The sequence below is a fragment of the Bacillus sp. FSL R5-0512 genome (genome assembly GCF_038593295.1).
Classification (GTDB): domain Bacteria; phylum Bacillota; class Bacilli; order Bacillales; family Bacillaceae; genus Bacillus; species Bacillus safensis.
Genome location: NZ_CP151982.1, coordinates 3366215 through 3382630, shown reverse-complemented (window position 1 = coordinate 3382630; position 16416 = coordinate 3366215). Strand labels below are relative to the sequence as shown.

General features: G+C 44.0%; 18 protein-coding genes. 14 read left to right on the top strand and 4 right to left on the bottom strand.

Going from position 1 to position 16416, the window contains the following annotated elements; translation table 11 throughout:
* The first annotated feature begins 18 nt into the window (after window positions 1-18).
* Together NSQ25_RS17445 and NSQ25_RS17440 are read left to right on the top strand one after the other, a co-directional pair.
* Window positions 19-846, top strand: coding sequence for a glycosyltransferase family 2 protein (locus NSQ25_RS17445; RefSeq protein WP_024423819.1), 828 nt, complete (start codon window positions 19-21; stop codon window positions 844-846).
* A complete protein-coding gene (locus NSQ25_RS17440) occupies window positions 843-1523 on the top strand; it encodes a uracil-DNA glycosylase (protein WP_217008674.1) in 681 nt (226 codons plus the stop codon). The genes NSQ25_RS17445 and NSQ25_RS17440 overlap by 4 nt, the downstream gene beginning before the upstream one ends.
* A 33-nt stretch (window positions 1524-1556) precedes the next feature.
* Here NSQ25_RS17440 and NSQ25_RS17435 read toward each other — a convergent pair whose 3' ends face one another.
* Window positions 1557-2915 (bottom strand): aldehyde dehydrogenase, encoded by a 1359-nt coding sequence (locus NSQ25_RS17435; protein ID WP_317221764.1) that lies wholly within the window; start codon window positions 2913-2915, stop codon window positions 1557-1559.
* A 170-nt stretch (window positions 2916-3085) separates the two neighbouring features.
* Between NSQ25_RS17435 and NSQ25_RS17430 the strand changes: the two genes are divergently transcribed.
* The 3 genes from NSQ25_RS17430 to NSQ25_RS17420 all read left to right on the top strand — a co-directional run bounded on the left by NSQ25_RS17430 (window position 3086) and on the right by NSQ25_RS17420 (window position 5201).
* Entirely contained in the window at window positions 3086-3418 is a 333-nt protein-coding gene (locus NSQ25_RS17430) for a YwdI family protein (RefSeq protein ID WP_217008675.1), read from the top strand.
* A 33-nt stretch (window positions 3419-3451) separates the two neighbouring features.
* Complete coding sequence (locus NSQ25_RS17425) at window positions 3452-4759, top strand: purine/pyrimidine permease (RefSeq protein WP_075621536.1); 1308 nt, start codon at window positions 3452-3454, stop codon at window positions 4757-4759.
* 70 nt (window positions 4760-4829) lie between these two features.
* Window positions 4830-5201 (top strand): DUF423 domain-containing protein, encoded by a 372-nt coding sequence (locus NSQ25_RS17420; RefSeq protein WP_025093833.1) that lies wholly within the window; start codon window positions 4830-4832, stop codon window positions 5199-5201.
* A gap of 40 nt (window positions 5202-5241) precedes the next feature.
* On the opposite strand, the gene NSQ25_RS17415 is transcribed toward NSQ25_RS17420, so the two are convergent.
* The 3 genes from NSQ25_RS17415 to NSQ25_RS17405 form a co-directional block, all read right to left on the bottom strand.
* Entirely contained in the window at window positions 5242-5859 is a 618-nt protein-coding gene (locus NSQ25_RS17415) for a cupin domain-containing protein (protein ID WP_034281285.1), read from the bottom strand.
* 130 nt (window positions 5860-5989) lie between these two features.
* Window positions 5990-6520, bottom strand: a complete 531-nt coding sequence (gene gerQ / locus NSQ25_RS17410) for a spore coat protein GerQ (protein ID WP_024426405.1) — start codon at window positions 6518-6520, stop codon at window positions 5990-5992.
* A gap of 193 nt (window positions 6521-6713) precedes the next feature.
* Window positions 6714-7379, bottom strand: a complete 666-nt coding sequence (locus NSQ25_RS17405; RefSeq protein WP_227001751.1) for a hypothetical protein — start codon at window positions 7377-7379, stop codon at window positions 6714-6716.
* Between the two features lie 184 nt (window positions 7380-7563).
* On the opposite strand from NSQ25_RS17405, the gene NSQ25_RS17400 reads away from it, so the two are divergent.
* Genes NSQ25_RS17400 through rfbB form a run of 9 tightly spaced genes read left to right on the top strand, consistent with a single transcriptional unit; the run spans window position 7564 to window position 16414 of the window.
* The gene (locus NSQ25_RS17400; RefSeq protein ID WP_041115894.1) at window positions 7564-8334 is read left to right on the top strand and encodes a glycosyltransferase family 2 protein; all 771 of its coding nucleotides are present in this window, start codon (window positions 7564-7566) and stop codon (window positions 8332-8334) included.
* A gap of 6 nt (window positions 8335-8340) precedes the next feature.
* Window positions 8341-9753: a CDP-glycerol glycerophosphotransferase family protein gene (locus NSQ25_RS17395; RefSeq protein ID WP_326135907.1), complete on the top strand. Its 1413-nt coding sequence runs from the start codon at window positions 8341-8343 to the stop codon at window positions 9751-9753.
* A gap of 21 nt (window positions 9754-9774) precedes the next feature.
* Complete coding sequence (locus NSQ25_RS17390) at window positions 9775-10953, top strand: DegT/DnrJ/EryC1/StrS family aminotransferase (protein WP_326135906.1); 1179 nt, start codon at window positions 9775-9777, stop codon at window positions 10951-10953.
* Window positions 10950-11825 carry a GNAT family N-acetyltransferase gene (locus NSQ25_RS17385; RefSeq protein ID WP_326135905.1) on the top strand — a complete coding sequence of 292 codons (876 nt, stop codon included), beginning with the start codon at window positions 10950-10952 and terminating at the stop codon, window positions 11823-11825. The genes NSQ25_RS17390 and NSQ25_RS17385 overlap by 4 nt, the downstream gene beginning before the upstream one ends.
* A 1-nt stretch (window position 11826) precedes the next feature.
* Entirely contained in the window at window positions 11827-12954 is a 1128-nt protein-coding gene (locus NSQ25_RS17380) for an N-acetylneuraminate synthase family protein (protein WP_326135904.1), read from the top strand.
* Entirely contained in the window at window positions 12944-13684 is a 741-nt protein-coding gene (locus tag NSQ25_RS17375; protein WP_061110221.1) for a glycosyltransferase family protein, read from the top strand. Before NSQ25_RS17380 ends, NSQ25_RS17375 begins: the two co-directional genes overlap by 11 nt.
* On the top strand, window positions 13681-14709 hold the full coding sequence (locus tag NSQ25_RS17370) for a glycosyltransferase (protein ID WP_046312871.1): 1029 nt from the start codon (window positions 13681-13683) through the stop codon (window positions 14707-14709). Before NSQ25_RS17375 ends, NSQ25_RS17370 begins: the two co-directional genes overlap by 4 nt.
* A gap of 2 nt (window positions 14710-14711) precedes the next feature.
* Window positions 14712-15452 (top strand): sugar phosphate nucleotidyltransferase, encoded by a 741-nt coding sequence (locus NSQ25_RS17365; RefSeq protein ID WP_041115453.1) that lies wholly within the window; start codon window positions 14712-14714, stop codon window positions 15450-15452.
* A complete protein-coding gene (gene rfbB / locus NSQ25_RS17360; protein WP_326135903.1) occupies window positions 15449-16414 on the top strand; it encodes a dTDP-glucose 4,6-dehydratase in 966 nt (321 codons plus the stop codon). The genes NSQ25_RS17365 and rfbB overlap by 4 nt, the downstream gene beginning before the upstream one ends.
* Window positions 16415-16416 lie beyond the last annotated feature (2 nt).

Below are 16416 nucleotides of genomic sequence, written 5' to 3'. Positions count from 1 at the left end.
TAAAGGAGTAAGCTGCATATGAAGATTTCCTTATTAATTGTGACACATAACCGGCTCAGCGCACTGTGTGAGCTGCTTGAATCCATTACAAGACAAACCGTACAGCCTTTTGAAATTGTTGTCGTCAATGATGCAGGAGAGCGAGTCGACATCATTCAGGAACTTTACCCTGAGCTTCCGATCCGCTTGATTCATTTAGATGAGAATGTCCAGCATGTAAATGCCAGAAATGTGGGGGTGCGGGAGCTGACAGGAGACGTCATCATGCTGAGTGACGACGATGATTACTTCACACCTTGTCATATCGAACGCATGAGCAAGGCGCTGGAAGATGCCGATTTTGTCTTTTCTGATGCAGAAATTGTATCATTTGAAGAAAAAGGCGCGACCCGTTTCCCGCTGTCGAGGCGTTTGTTTGCTTATACAGCGGATATTGAGGATATGCGTGTCTTTTCTACATATGTTCCTTCGGGCAGTATGTACAAACGCTGTATACACGATGAGATTGGCTATTTTGATCCAGCGATGCATCATTATTGGGACTGGGACTTCTTTTTGCGTGTATCACAGCATGCCCGAGTCAAACGAGTGCCAGCGGCGAGCGTGATCTATGCGTTTTTTGACGGCGGTGGAAATCAGTCTAGTGATCTGGGTGAAACAAGGAAAAACTACTTAGATGATTTAAGTGAAAAGCATGAACTGGGCGATCTGCCGACAGCGAACTTTGCGATATTATTAGAAGAACCAGCGATGAAAAAAAGAGAATCAGAGAGTGAGATTGTGTGGGATGGAAAACCGATGATCTCCAGACTAGCGCAGCAAGTAGAAGGAGGAAAACCACAATGAAGCCATTTTTAAATGATAGCTGGTGGGCTGTGATGAAAAGTGAATTTGAACAGCCGTATTATCAGGAATTACGTGAATGGATGAAGGAAGAATATCGCACGCAGACCGTTTTTCCAAAACCAGATGACGTGTATCGTGCTCTTCATTTGACGTCATATGAAAAGGTCAAAGTGGTGATTTTAGGACAAGACCCTTATCATGGCCCAGGGCAGGCACATGGATTAAGCTTTTCTGTTCAGCCGGGCGTCAAACACCCGCCATCTTTAAGAAATATTTTTCAGGAGCTACAGGATGATCTTGGCTGTCCTGTTCCAAACCACGGCTCACTTGTCAGCTGGGCAGAGCAGGGTGTGCTGCTCTTAAACACTGTGCTGACTGTGAGAAGGGGCGAGGCGAATTCTCATAAAGGCAAGGGCTGGGAACGAGTGACAGACCGCGTGATTGATGTGCTGAATCAGCGTGAGCAGCCTGTCGTTTTTGTGTTATGGGGAAGACATGCTCAAAACAAGAAAGAACGCATTGATCAAAACAAGCATTACATCATTGAGTCACCTCATCCAAGTCCTTTTTCTGCAAGAAACGGCTTTTTTGGCAGCCGGCCGTTTTCAAAGGTAAACGCGTATTTAAAGCAAATGGGGATTGAAGAAATCAATTGGTGTATCAAGGATATTGAATGAAAATAGGACGAGGGGAGAGCCCCTTCGTCCTGTTTATTTTAAAAATTTGCGGACCAAGTCGAGTCCATTTTTCGCATTTGGATAACGGAAGGAAAAATCGAAGCGATTGGTTTGCCGCAGGACGCTTTTTTCATGCGTAAAAGTAAAGAAGCTTTCCTTCCCGTGATATCGCCCCATGCCGCTTTCGCCGACGCCTCCGAATGGCAGGTAAGGGGTAGCGACATGCATAAGCGTGTCATTGATACATCCTCCGCCAAATGAGAGGTTGTCTAGAATATAGGATTCTGTTTCTTTATTTGTTGTAAATAAGTAAAGCGCAAGCGGCTTCGGCCTTGCTTTGATCATATGAACTGCCTCATGCAGAGAATCAAAGGTCATGACAGGCAGAATCGGTCCGAAAATTTCCTCCTGCATGACAGGATCTTCCCATGTGATGTTGTCTAAAATGGTCGGAGCAATTTTGAGCTCCTGTTCATTGCGCTGTCCACCTGTGACGATCGTTCCATTTGAGAGAAATTGTGTAAGCCTGTCAAAATGACGCTGACTGACATTTTTTCCAAAGTGCGGATGCGTTTCGGGATGTTCTCCATAAAAATCACGGATACAGGCCGTCATTTCTCGCAAAAGTTCCTCTTTGATGGATTCATGAACGAGCAAATAGTCTGGTGCAATGCAGGTTTGCCCTGCATTGGTGAACTTTCCAAAGGTGATCCGCTTCGCTGCTAGCTTGATGTCGGCATCAGGCATGACGATGCTGGGACTTTTTCCGCCAAGCTCAAGTGTGACAGGGGTCAAATGCTTTGCGGCGGCTTCCATGACGACTTTGCCAACTGCCACACTTCCAGTAAAGAAGATATAATCAAAGGGCAGTTTCAGCAGTTCTGTACTGACTTCAACACCGCCCTCTACGACAGCCGCATGGTCTTCTTGAAATACACGTTTGATGATAGTGCTGATCACTTGTGAGACTGCCGGCGTCAGCTCAGACGGCTTTAAAATCACGGCATTTCCCGCAGAAATCGCACCGACTAATGGAGAAAGGGCCAATTGGAAAGGATAGTTCCAAGGAGCAATGATGAGCACAGTTCCATAAGGTTCCTTGATAATCATGCTTTTTGATCCGATATGAGTCAGCGGTGTTTTCACGCGAGTTGGCTTCGCCCATTTGTGAAGGTGCTTGATGGTATGATTGATTTCTTCATACACCATCCCAATCTCTGTTGTATAGGCTTCCTGTTCGGATTTATGTAAATCATGGGCTAAGGCCTGTAATATATCCTTTTCATGCTGTTTGATTGCTGCTTTTAAATCTTGAAGAATGCGGATGCGTTCTTGAACCGCCGGCTTCTGAAAGACTTTTTGTTTCTGAAATAGAGCAGTAAGCTTGTCCATTATTCAATCCCTTCATAGACGATTTTGTTTCTTTTATTATGTGTGAATGAAGATGACGGGTCAAATAAGAGAGTCGTGAGCGCACTGCTTTGAAAAAATGAACCCATTTGGTTTGTTCATTTGGTAAAATAATGTTGAAAAGAGATTTTTTTAGATTGGAGGGTCTACCCTTGAATATTCATATATCAAGCCTGCTTCAAAAAATGGAGGAAGCGGTTCAAAAAGCAAAACAAAGTGGAAATGATGAAGAGGTGAAACGTCAAGTAGCGGCCATTTCTTCACTATGTGATGTCATTCTCGACGCACCATCAAAGGTGCAAATGCCGCAGTCGCCGGCCATCTCACCACCTCCATCGATACATACACCATCAGCGCCACCTGTGACTACAGATCAAGCCATGCTTGAGAAACTCATGGGCACAAGTGGTGCGAAGAAATTTCAGCAAAATGATGAGGGTCAAAAAGAGAAGGACGGGAACGGCGACTCTATTTTTGATTTTTAATGGTCTTGTCACGACAAAGGGAAGGTGATCGGTTTGAAACTATTTTTGGGCGCCATTCAGTGGATGGCATTTTTTATCGCAGCTTCTATTGCCGTACCAATTGCGATTGCACAAGCATTTGAATTGAACCAAGTGCAATCGGCGGAGCTGATTCAAAGTACTTTCTTTTCACTTGGTCTTGTGGCGATGGTGCAGTGTTTATGCGGCCATATGCTGCCGATCAATGAAAGTCCAGCAGGGCTTTGGTGGGGTGTGTATACCCTTTATGCCGGCATGACAGGTACAATCTTTGCGACGTATCCTGAAACCCTGCAAGCATTACAAGGGGCTTTAATTTTTAGTGCTGTTTTCTTTTTTATTTTTAGTTTATTTAAAATCATCAATTGGCTCGCGTCTTTATTTACGCCAGTCGTCACAGGCATTTACCTGCTGCTGCTTGTTGTGCAGCTAAGTCAACCAATCATGAAAGGGCTGATGGGCATCGGCTATCGGGGAAATCAGGTGGACGGGCTTGTCTTTTGCTTATCGATCTTGATTATTATCCTCACCTTCATGATCAGCCGCTCAAAATGGCATTACTTGAGGCAGTTTTCTGTGTTATTCGCACTTGCAGGCGGATGGCTGTTATTCGCTCTACTCGGATTGGCGAAGCCGGTTCGAATTCCAGAACAAATCATCGAGTTTCCGAAGCTGTTTCCATTCGGTATGCCGGTCTTTGACAGCGGATTGCTTGTCACGTCCTTTTTTATAACGATTTTACTCATTGTGAACATGCTGGCAAGTATTCGAATTGTGGAAAGTTCAGTGAAGGCATTTGGTGAACTGCGTGAGCGGAAAAGAGCACGACCTGCTGGTTTTGTCGCAGCATTTGGTCATTTATTAAGCGGGCTGATCGGGGCGATTGCGCCTGTACCTATTTCGGGGGCAGCAGGATTTATCCAGACAACCAAAATTCCTTCGAGAAAGCCTTTTTTCATAGGAAGTCTGCTTGTTGTTCTCATTAGTTTGTTTCCCCTGCTCATGAGCTTTTTCTCTGCATTGCCATCACCTGTGGGGCTTGCTGTAAACTTTGTGGTCTTCTCTTCTATGATTGGGATTGCGATGTCAGAGTTTGATCAGTATGAGAAAGATGAAATTCCGCGGATTCGCTTTGTTCTTGGGATTGCTGTTTTAGCAGGCGTAGGGGCGATGTTTGTGCCTCAGGGGGCCTTGAAAGGGATGCATCCTGTGCTCATTTCATTATTAAGCAACGGTCTTGTTCTAGGTACACTCATTGCGATCGTGGTCGACCAAGTCTTGTTACGAAAGAAAAAGAAATCCGACAATCTCGTGTCAACGTAAAGGGAAAGTTGAATGTCGCCCTTCACCCGCGCTATGATAAATATAATTGACGAGATAAGGAGAATGACGAATGAAACTATTTTTCATTTTAGGTGCTATTAACGCCATGCTTGCTGTTGGACTTGGAGCCTTCGGTGCGCACGGTCTAGAAGGGAAAATCCCTGAAAAATATATAGAAATATGGAATAAAGGTGTTCAATATCAGATGTTCCATGCCATTGGCTTATTTGTTGTCGCTTTTCTTGCAGATAAGCTGTCAGGTGTCTCCTTGGTTCCTGCCGCTGGCTGGGTAATGCTTGCAGGCATCCTTTTCTTCTCAGGAAGCCTTTATGTGCTGGCATTGACGCAGGTGAAGATTTTAGGTGCCATTACTCCTATTGGCGGAGTAGCATTTATCGCCTCTTGGATCATGCTTGTCATTGCAGCAGCAAAAAATTTATAAGCCAATAAACCGATGCTCTCATAGGGGCATCGGTTTTTTCTTAACTCCAGTAAGGGGTATAGTTGGGCGGTGCTTGATAATATGGGACGTAGTGAGATGGAGGGACAGGATGCGTTTGAGACTCATCCTCCCGGTGGCAAAATGGTCCGATAAACACACTTGGTTTCACAGGCTTTATCGCCTGCTTCCACTGTGTTTCGTTCATGCAATAAGTATGGGCCATGATGTGAGAAGGGGTGAGGGTGAGAAGGTCTGAGCCTAGGATCACTTCAGGTGTAGATGCGTTAAAAATGGCTAACAAATGAGTTCTGTCTTGGAGAGCGACTTCATAGTGCCACCAGCCTTGAGGCACGTTTGCCACCTGTCCAGGTGTGATGGTGTAGGTGTGCAGTTTTTTTGTAAATGGATTCAGCATCGATACGGCAGCAGAACCGGCTATACAATAAACAAGCTCTGCGGCATTTTGATGATAATGAGGCTCTACGACTTTGCTTTTACTCAAATATATATCCAGCAGGGACACTTGATCCAACGAGTTTAATTGTTTTTTTCCTAACACATTAATCAGGTTATGCTGATCGAATTTCACAAGGGGGCTTTGATTCAGATCGTATGAAAATTTGACATTTGGTGATGTATAATCCAGCTCAACAGTCATTGATGTCACCTCTAGGCTTTTGATAAAAACTACTAGGCATCTTATGAGCAGCGCCCTAGAGGTGTGACAAAAACCTAGACAAAAGAAAAAAAGCAAGGGCACCTGAGCCTTGCTTTTGCCATGCTTGACGTTATCTCGGAGAATACGTAGACATGGAGTATGGATAGTCGTATTGAATTTCCCCATCAAACGTAATGTAATCAAGATAGATCGTTAATAGTAAGTATCGTGTTCCTGTCTTATTATCACTAATGATAATGTGGTCACGTCCTGCAGCTTCAATGACGCCTCTAAAAATCTTCGAATTCCATTCCTTGCTCGCCTCAAATGTCATATAAATCGTGGCTACCTTGCCGCGGTTCAATCGTAAAATATTTTCAATATAGGACTGCTCAATAGGCAGCTGCCCGGTGACATTCTGCTGATAAACCGGTCCAGAAGGAATTTGATATGGCTGACCGCCGCCCTGCGTTCCTTGGCCTCCTTGTGAAGTGCCGGTAGACGGCATTGGCGAAAACCCCTGCTGCATTTGACCCTGCGTTTGGGGAGGGACTGAATAACCCATCTGCTGCGCAGGATACGGATTTGCTCCATATTGTTGCTGGCGAAAATCTTGACCTTCGAAACCCGAACCTTGCCCAAATTGATTTTTCAATTTCATAACGTTCCTCCTCTTTCCTCATGGTGTTCTAAACAGAAGGCGCTAAAGCACCTGTTGTTTCCATAGCATTCTTTCTCTCTTTCACACTATGAGACAGGAGGGGAGAATATGTACATTGAACGAAAAAAAGGAACTGCTATGCAATTCCTCAGCGTGTAGACAATCCCTCGTATTCTATCGGTACTCGTCTTTTTTACATGATCCAGTTTACAGCGTGCTGAATATCAAATAAAAGTGTCGTGATGAGAAAAAACGCGGCGAGCGGTGTGATCACAATGATGAAGGCTTGCCATAATTTGAGCTTCATCACAGCGACAATGCCTAAAATTGCCATTCCAAATATCCACGTCTTTGCATATACATCCGTAAGAGTTAAAAGATCGAGATAATACCATACTTCATAATGCTGATCTAAATATGGTGAGATTTTAACAAACGTATACGGACCGAGCATCCCAACAGTGAAAATCCAAGTAAGTGAAAATAAAGCAGAAGGGAAAAAGACCGTCAGTGTGCAGGCTTTGAGTATATCTCGATATGCCGTTTGACAGTCGAAAAAGAGACGGCCTAACCATTTAATCAGAAGGACACCGAAAAATAGAATCATATTACCTGCCAAAATACCATATCCCGCTCCTTGTAACAGAATAAAAGGGAATGGAATATGATTGCCCATATACTCGCTAAAATACCCTTCGTAGATCCAGCCCGTACCGGCGATACTTGCAAGGAGCATCATCAGCCAAATGGGAATATTGGAATGTTGATATGAGCGAATAATCGTTTTTGTCGCGACAAAAATTTTAAAAAATCGAAAAAATCCTTTTACTTCCTCTTCTTGGGAGTGATCATTCTTCATAGCTTCCAATGTTCTTTACTCCTTTAATACACACAAATGATTACTTATATTACCAAAAATTTCGCATTTTTCAAAGATAGATCAATAAAAAAATACAATTTTATAAAAAATAGGTCACTCTACAGTCTCTTTAAGAGGAGACACATATGATAAACATAGTTTGAAAGAGACCGAGGTGAAAACTTTGACAAAAGTAACTGTCATTATGACGAGCTACAACAAGGCGGCTTACGTCGGCAGATCGATTGAAGCGGTCCTGCAGCAGACGCTGTCAGACTTTGAACTTTTTATCATGGATGATGGATCAAACGAAAAAACCCTTGCTGCTATTGAACCGTTTCGCAAAGATCCCCGCGTTCACTTTATCCAAAGCGGTGTCAAAACGCTGGAAGAGAGAACAGCGAAAACTCGCTACGCCGTGCTGATTAATCAAGCATTAGAACTGGCAAAGGGCGAGTATATTTCCTATGCAACAGATGACAATGTCTACGCCCCGGACCGTTTAGAGAAGCTCACTCATTATCTAGATGCCCATCCAGGTAAAGAGATTGTCTATTCTAGTTCTAAAGTGATCTATTTAAATAGCAAAAAAGAGCCAGTGAAGGAAACGATTCGGCCGGCGCAAACAGTGCAATGGAATGCCCCCTGTGCCATAGATCATTGCTCGGTCGTACATCGTGCATCCATTTTATCAAAAATTCATGCTGAATTTGGGTCTTACTGGGACGAGAGTCCGCATTTTTATCGGATAGGGGATGCCCGTTTCTTTTTTCGGTTAAATCATTTTTATCCGTTCTATCCCTTTGATGAAATATTAGATACAAATTACATCACAGAACAGTCCATTCATTATCAGCTGGCAGAAGAAGAGAAAAGTGCCTTTATTCAAGCACTTCCCGAGCAGTCTACCTGCTGGGAGCTTCGCAGTATATTAAAACAAAAACATGGGAGGTGACCTGAAGTGTCGCACTATATTTATCATTATTGGCAGGTGTACTTTGAGTATGTGAATCTGATGAAGGATTTGTCCTACAAGCAAATTCCTCTTGGGTTGATCAGTAATTTTTATCAATATATCAGTCCTGAAGTGAGGGAACGCATGGAAGATGAAGCATTCGGTCAAGAACTGACAACCGCTTGTCCATTACCGGAAGAGATTCAGCCATTTTTTGATCAGCATAAGCAGCAGATCAAGCGTATCGCTTATCGTCCGGCGAATGGAAAGGTATTGCTTCACTTTGAACACCTGCGTTTTACGGAACAAAATTACACGCGGTTCCATCCAAACCAAACGGTGGTGCTCGCTCGCTGGAAGAAGGCGGATTATTACGGATTACCCGTGATCAGTAAGCCGGAATTAGCCGGAGAGGTTAATAAAGAAGCCCACGCTGAATATATTGAAAAAGCAAATGTTCTCCTTAAACCTTACGCTCACCACCCTGTCTTTGGCAATGTCTTTTTTAGAGAAAAACTGCGGAAGGACATTGTGCAATTTATTGATGTCATTGACCAGATAGAAATGCTATTTCAAATGCAGCCGATTGCAGCTGTCATTGTTGGAACGACGGAGGATGCTTACAGCCGCGTACTCGCTTTGCAAACAGTGAAACGCCAGCTTACGAGTATCTGTCTTCAGCACGGTGCGCTTATGGGAGACGAAGCCTTTTTACCAATTTTCACGACTTGCCATGGGGTATTTGGAAAATATGAAAAGGACTGGTATGTAGATAAAGGCTGTCAGCCGGAACAGGTGGAAATCACAGGTCATCCGAGGTTTGATTTGGTGAAGGAGCGAACGCCGCTTCAACAGGATCTCATTTTTCGTAAATTGAACTTCAGTCCGGCTAAAAAGACCGTGCTTGTGGCAACGCAGCCGTTTTCTGAAGCCTTTTATGGCGATGTTCTTAAAACGATCGCCAAACGGAAAGACATTCAGCTGATTATGAAGCCGCATCCTTGGGAAATTGCTCGAAATCGATTAAATGACTATGTGTCTATTGAACGAGCGGGGAATCATGTGAGATTGATTAAAAAAGAAATTGACCTGTATGATCTGCTGCCATATGTGGATATCGTGATTACGCTCACATCAACAGTTGGTCTTGAAGCGATGCTTTTTGAAAAGAGTGTGCTGATCGGGAAAATGACAGAAGGCAGAAGATACCCATATTACGAGTCGCTTGGCAGCTATCATATGGAAAACCCTGTTGAACTAGCTGAGAAAGCCATTCGTATTTTGTCGGATGAACAAGAGATGAAACTGGCAAAGCAGCAAGGAGCTCAGTTCATTAAACAACATTATCCGCATGCGCGATCTATCGATGTTCTGCTTTCTCTGCTTAAAACAAAAACTGGTGTGGATTTTCAGAGATGAAGATAGGGGTGTGCAAGCGATATGGGAAAAAAGAGAGCACAATTTCTTCCTTATGCTCTGCCTTTCATTCAGCAGGAAGAAATTGATGAAGTCATTGGAACATTAAAGTCCGGCTGGCTGTCAACTGGACCAAAAGTAAGACAGTTTGAAGAAGAATTTCAGCAGCTGACAGGTGCAAAACATGCGATCGCTGTCAATTCATGTACGGCTGCTTTATTTTTAGCGTTAAAGGCAAGAGGGATTAGGGCTGGGGATGAAGTGATTACAACCCCTCTGACATTCTGCGCAACAGCCAATACGATTATCCATACGGGAGCAGCGCCTGTATTTGTCGATATTGATCCAGCGACACTCAACCTGGATGCAGAGAAAATAGAAGCGGCCATTACACCACATACAAAAGCGATTGTTCCTGTTCACTTTGCCGGTCAATCGTGCGATATGGACCGAATTTTGGCGATTGCCAAAAAGTATGATCTATTTGTACTTGAAGATGCTGCCCACGCTCTTTACACAACGTATCACGGTCAGCCCGTTGGATCCATTAGTGATGCGACCGCTTTTAGCTTTTATGCAACGAAAAACCTAGCGACTGGTGAAGGCGGCATGCTGACAACAAATGATGATGCGCTTGCGGCTCGGATTAGAAGACTAGCGCTCCATGGGATGAGCAAGGGAGCGTGGAATCGTTATGGAGAAAAAGGAACGTGGTATTACGAGGTCGAGGAACCAGGCTATAAAATGAACATGTTTGACGTGCAGGCATCGATAGGGCTTGTTCAACTAAGCCGACTAGATGACATGCAGGCGCGGAGAGAACAGATTGCAAAAGCATACAATCAGGCTTTTCAAAAAGAAGCGGGTCTGATCCTGCCGCCTGTGCATCAAGAAGGAAGACATGCATGGCATTTGTATGTACTGCAAGTGAATCCAAAAGAAGCATTTATCACGCGTGATGAACTGATTGATCAGCTGCAAAAGGAATATAAAATCGGCACGAGTGTTCACTTTATCCCTGTTCACTTGCATCCATACTATCAAGAAACATATCACTATTCACCGGAGGATTTTCCTGAGTCACTTGCATACTACAAGCAGACGCTCTCACTGCCGCTCTATCCAAGTATGACAGATGAAGATGTGCAGGATGTTATCACAGCGGTGTTGTCTATTTTAAAAGAACAGAAGGCATTATCATGAAGGGCGTTCATGCTGTAGATGATCAGGTGCTGGCTGCTTGGCTGGAGAAATACGGTCAACAAGCGGAACAAATGAACGGCTTCAAGCAGTTTGCTCTTGTTAATGGCGCACAGCTAAAGGCAGTCCTGTTATATGAATGGTCAAAATGGGAAAGCGGCATTTTTCATCAGCATATTTTTCATGTGAAGTTTGTCGAAGCGGAGTCAGCGTCTGCTTTTCAAGAATTGATGGAGCGTTTCATCAATTGGATGAGAACAGAAAAATGCGATTTTTTCTTTTTACGTCTTGAAGCGTCTGATCTTGAAAAAAACCGCATCGTCCAAAGGCTGTCACATGTGTACTATGTGGGCGGTCTCACTCGCCTTGAGGCGCCGCCTGTTCAAATGGAGATGCCATCTACAGGTGAAGATGTGGTCATCAGTCTGCCGGATGAAAAGGATTACGATGAGGCGGTGTCACTTGCTCATCAGGCGTTTGTGAAAAGCCGGTATGCACTTGATCCTTTTTTAGATCAGAATGCCGTCCAGCATTTTTTTCAGGAATGGATGAGAAACAATTTACTCGGACGTGCAGATATCAATCTCGCAGCAAAGGTGAATGATGAAGTCATTGGTTTGATTCAAGGGGTGACAAAGGACGATGAACTGGTACTTGATTTATTGTCCATTAGAGCGGATGCACAAGGAAAAGGGATCGGGAAAAAGCTCGTGATGGCGATGATTAACGCCTCTCATGAGAGCGGGCATCGGTTTATGTCTGCCGGAACTCAGATGCATAACACAACCGCGATTCAGCTGTACGAAAAGCTGGGCTTTAGAACAAAAAATGCCTTCTTGTATTACCATGTGTGGCCGAAAAAAGGAGAGAGGTAAGATGGCGCATTTCTATATCGGAGATCGCAAAGTAGGGGATGGCGCGCCTGTCTTTATCATTGCAGAGGCGGGCATTAACCATGATGGAAAGCTGGATCAGGCGCTTGCTTTAATTGATGTGGCAAAGGAAGCAGGTGCCGATGCGGTGAAGTTTCAAATGTTTCAAGCTGATCGGATGTATCAAAAGGAACCGGGTTTGTACGAAACAGCCAAAGGGGAAGAGGTGTCTATTTTTTCTTTAGTGGAACAAATGGAGCTGCCGCCAGAATGGCTCCCGGTGTTATTGTCACGTTGCGCGGAAAAAGGGCTGATATTTTTAAGCACAGTGTGTGACGAAGAATCTGCGGATCTATTGAATCAAACCGATCCGCCGGCTTTCAAGCTGGCATCCTATGAAATCAATCATTTGCCTCTTATGCGTCACACGGCATCTTTTCAAAAGCCCATCATATTCTCAACAGCCGGGGCAACCATTTCGGATGTCCATGAAGCATATGAGGCGATTACAAGCGAGCACAATCAGCAGGTCGCTATCATGCATTGCGTAGCAAAGTATCCAGCACCTAGAGCTTACACGAATCTGCGCGTGCTTCAAACCTTAGCTGCGGCATTCCCCGAGGCAGTTATTGGCTTTTCTGATCATAGTGAGCATCCAACTGAAGCGCCTGTGGCCGCTGTGAAGCTTGGAGCAGCAATCATTGAAAAGCATTTTACAGTTGATAAAACGTTACCTGGGGCTGATCATTCCTTTGCTCTTGATCCTGAAGAATTGAAGGAAATGGTTCAGCATATTCGAGCGGCAGAAAAGCAGCGGAATTTAAAAGAAGCTGACACTCATTCAGTGCCAGAAGAGCTCCTTGGCAGTTCTTATAAAACGACAACAGCTATTGAAGGCAAGATTCGTGAATTTGCGTATCGAGGCATTTTTACGACAAAAGGCATTGCGAAGGGCGAGACATTGACCGCAGAAAGTCTAGCTGTGTTACGTCCAGGACAAAAAAGCCAAGGTCTGCATCCAAGGTATATGACGGTTTTACTTGGCGCAAAGGCTGTCAGAGATATCCCGGCCCATACAGGGGTTTCGTGGAAAGATGTACTCATGAAGGAGACATCGTCAAATGATCAATGATGTCCTTTTTGTCATACAGGCGAGAATGGGCTCAACAAGGCTGCCAAAAAAGGTAATGAAACCGATCGGCGGTATGGCGCTGATCGACCTGATTGTTGAAAGGGTAAAGCAATCAGATCATTACAATCACAAAACGCAGAACCTCATGATCGCCACAACAGTTGAGGCAGAAGATGATCTGCTGGCTCATTATTGTTTATCAAAGGGCTATAAAGTATTTCGTGGCAGTGAGGCGGATGTACTGCAGCGATTTGCGCAGATTGTCCGTCATTTTGAACCGCAAACCATTGTGCGTTTAACAGGAGATAACCCATTTATAGATCCAGTCCTTTTGTCGAAAATGCTTGAAAAACATAGACAAGAGAAGGCTGATTACACGTATACGGCTGGAACGCCACTCGGTATTTCCGGGGAAATGATCGACGCACAGATTTTAAGTGAAATCGACAATTTTCCCCTTACGCAGCCAGAGCGTGAGCATGTCACGCTCTATATCAGAAAGCATCCTGAGCAATTTCACCTGCAATTATTCACACCGCCCAAAGAACTTGCATATCCTGCTTATCGATTCACGATTGATACAGAAGAAGATTATGTGTTTGCGACCCGTTTACTAGAGAAAGCTGGCGGCTCCATTGCTGTGCCTACGGCTGAACTCATCACCATTTGCGAACAAGACCCTGATATTGTTCGGCTGAATCAATTTGTGAAACAGAAGGATGCTGAATGAACAAGAAAATCATGATTGTTGTGTATGGTGGGTTTTTAAGAGGGATGGGTCATGTCGTCAGAATGAAACGGCTGGCAAATCAACTGCTTCAAGAAGGAAACGACATATCTTTCTATACAAATGAACAGATCTGTGTAGAAATGCTCTCAGGTCCAGATTGGCACGTTCATTTGGTGCAGGAGTCGAAGGCATTCCTTCAGATGGAGCAGGACATAAAAGAGCTGAATCCAGATCTTCTGCTGATTGATGTACTTGATTGTGACCTCCAATTTCTTCAATTAGTCAAAGCATCCTCCAGCTCTGCCAGGCTGGTCTTATTCGAAGAAAAAAGAGCAGAAGCTTGTCAGCTTGCCGATGCTGTCGTGAACGGCATTTATGGCGGTCTGGACGAAAAGTACATGCAAGTAGATGGGACAGAATATTTTTATGGAACACCTTATTTATTGTTAGATCAAGAGATAAGCCGATTAAAAGACACATATGAGGTTCGAAAAGAATGCAAAAAGGTGGTCATCAGCCTTGGGGGCAGTGACCCGCGTGGATTGTTATTAAAGACTGTATCAGCAATCCTCGAAGCGGACCACTTACACATTTTAGCGGTTACAGGAAAAGCCTCCCGCATTGAAGAACAAATAGAGGCTGAGCATATTCAATTCATTCGTCATACAGATCAATTACCTGCACGCCTTTCGGAAGCTGATCTGGCAATAGTTGCTGGCGGGATGACATTATACGAGGCAGTTTGTATCGGAGTGCCCAGTATTGTCCTTTCACAAGTCGACCATCAAGCAGTGACAGCGGCTCGTTTTGCACAAAAGGGAGCGTGCCACCATCTTGGCTTAGGTGAACTTGTGGATGAAAAAGATATACGGTGTGCTGTGGAAAGACTGTCCAGCAGCTACTTTCTCCGCAGGAGCATCCATCTTAATGGACGGACACTCATTGATGGAAAAGGAATTGAACGAGTGAAAAACATTCTTATACACCTCATGAATCATCACCAAAAAGACTATAGGGATGTGTAGATGTGAAGGGAGTTATTTTAGCAGGAGGAAAGGGATCACGACTGGCGCCTTTAACGAAGATTTTCAATAAACATTTATTGCCGGTTGGTCCATATCCAATGATTTATTGGTCATTGTTCAAATTGAAGGAAGCAGGGATTTTAGATGTGATGGTCATATCACAAGAAGAACAAATCCCGTTGTTTCAAAAGCTGCTTGAAAGCGATCAGGAATTGGGGATGAACATCGTATATCAGGTACAGCCTGAAGCGTCTGGGATATCAGACGGCTTATCCTATGCAAAGCCCTTTGTCAAAGGGGAGAAGTTTGTGCTGATGCTTGGTGATAATGTATTTGAGGATTCGCTAAACCCTTTTGTTGAAGCTTTTCAGCAGCAAGATAGAGGAGCCAAGGTTCTGTTGAAAGAAGTGGCAGATCCAAAGCGATTTGGCATTGCAGAAATTGATGCCGCCCGTCAACAGATTTTATCAATAGAGGAAAAGCCGGAGCATCCGCGCTCATCCTACTGCGTCACGGGCATCTATTTTTATGATCAAGAAGTCTTTCAATATATTGAGAGAATCTCGCCGTCAGATCGAGGCGAATTAGAGATTACAGACGTGAACAATCTCTATATCTCAAATAGTCAGCTGACCTATGATATGTTAAAAGGGTGGTGGATTGATGCAGGAACACATGAATCTCTCCACGAAGCATCTGCGAAAATGTTTGAAACGATGAAGAAAAAAGAGGGATCCGAATGACGAAGTCTTATTTAATTACAGGCGGAGCGGGTTTTATCGGACTGAATTTTGTGAAGCTGCTACTTCAGGATACAAATGTCAGGCTCACCGTTTTTGATAAATTAACATATGCCAGTCATCCAGACGAGATGGATGAATTATTAAAGTTGTCTCATTTTCGGTTTATTCAAGGGGATATTACCCTTCAGCATGAGCTAGATCAAGCATTTGACGAAGTCTATGATGCGATCATTCATTTTGCGGCAGAATCGCATGTTGATCGCAGCATTGAATCGGCAGAGCCTTTTATTCAAACAAATGTCCTTGGAACGTATCGTATGCTTGAAGCTGTTTTAAATGGAAAGGCGAAAAAGCTCATTCATATTTCAACAGATGAAGTATATGGAGATTTGGAGCCAGATGATCCTGCTTTCACAGAACAAACACCACTCTCACCGAACAATCCTTATTCAGCAAGCAAGGCGAGTTCAGACCTGCTTGTAAAATCCTTTATCCACACTTACCAATTACCCGCGATGATTACACGATGCAGCAACAATTACGGACCGTATCAGCATGAGGAAAAATTAATACCGACCATTATTAGAAAAGCAGTCAATGGAAAGAAAATCCCGATTTATGGAGACGGCCAGCAAATTCGCGATTGGCTGTATGTAGAAGACCATGCGAGAGCTGTGAAGAAGGTGCTCGAAAACGGCACAGCCGGGCAGGTATACAATATTGGCGGCGGCAATGAGAAAACAAATCTTGATTTAACCAAAACGATTCTATCGCAGCTTGGAATCAGTCATGATCAAATTGCGTTTATTCAAGACCGAAAAGGACATGACAGACGGTATGCCATTGATGCAAGTAAGCTAAAAGGCGAGCTCGGCTGGACGCAGGAGACGTCATTTGAAGAAGGTATCGAAAAAACGATCAATTGGTATCGAACCAAATACGATCAGAGCGAAGAAGGGTGACG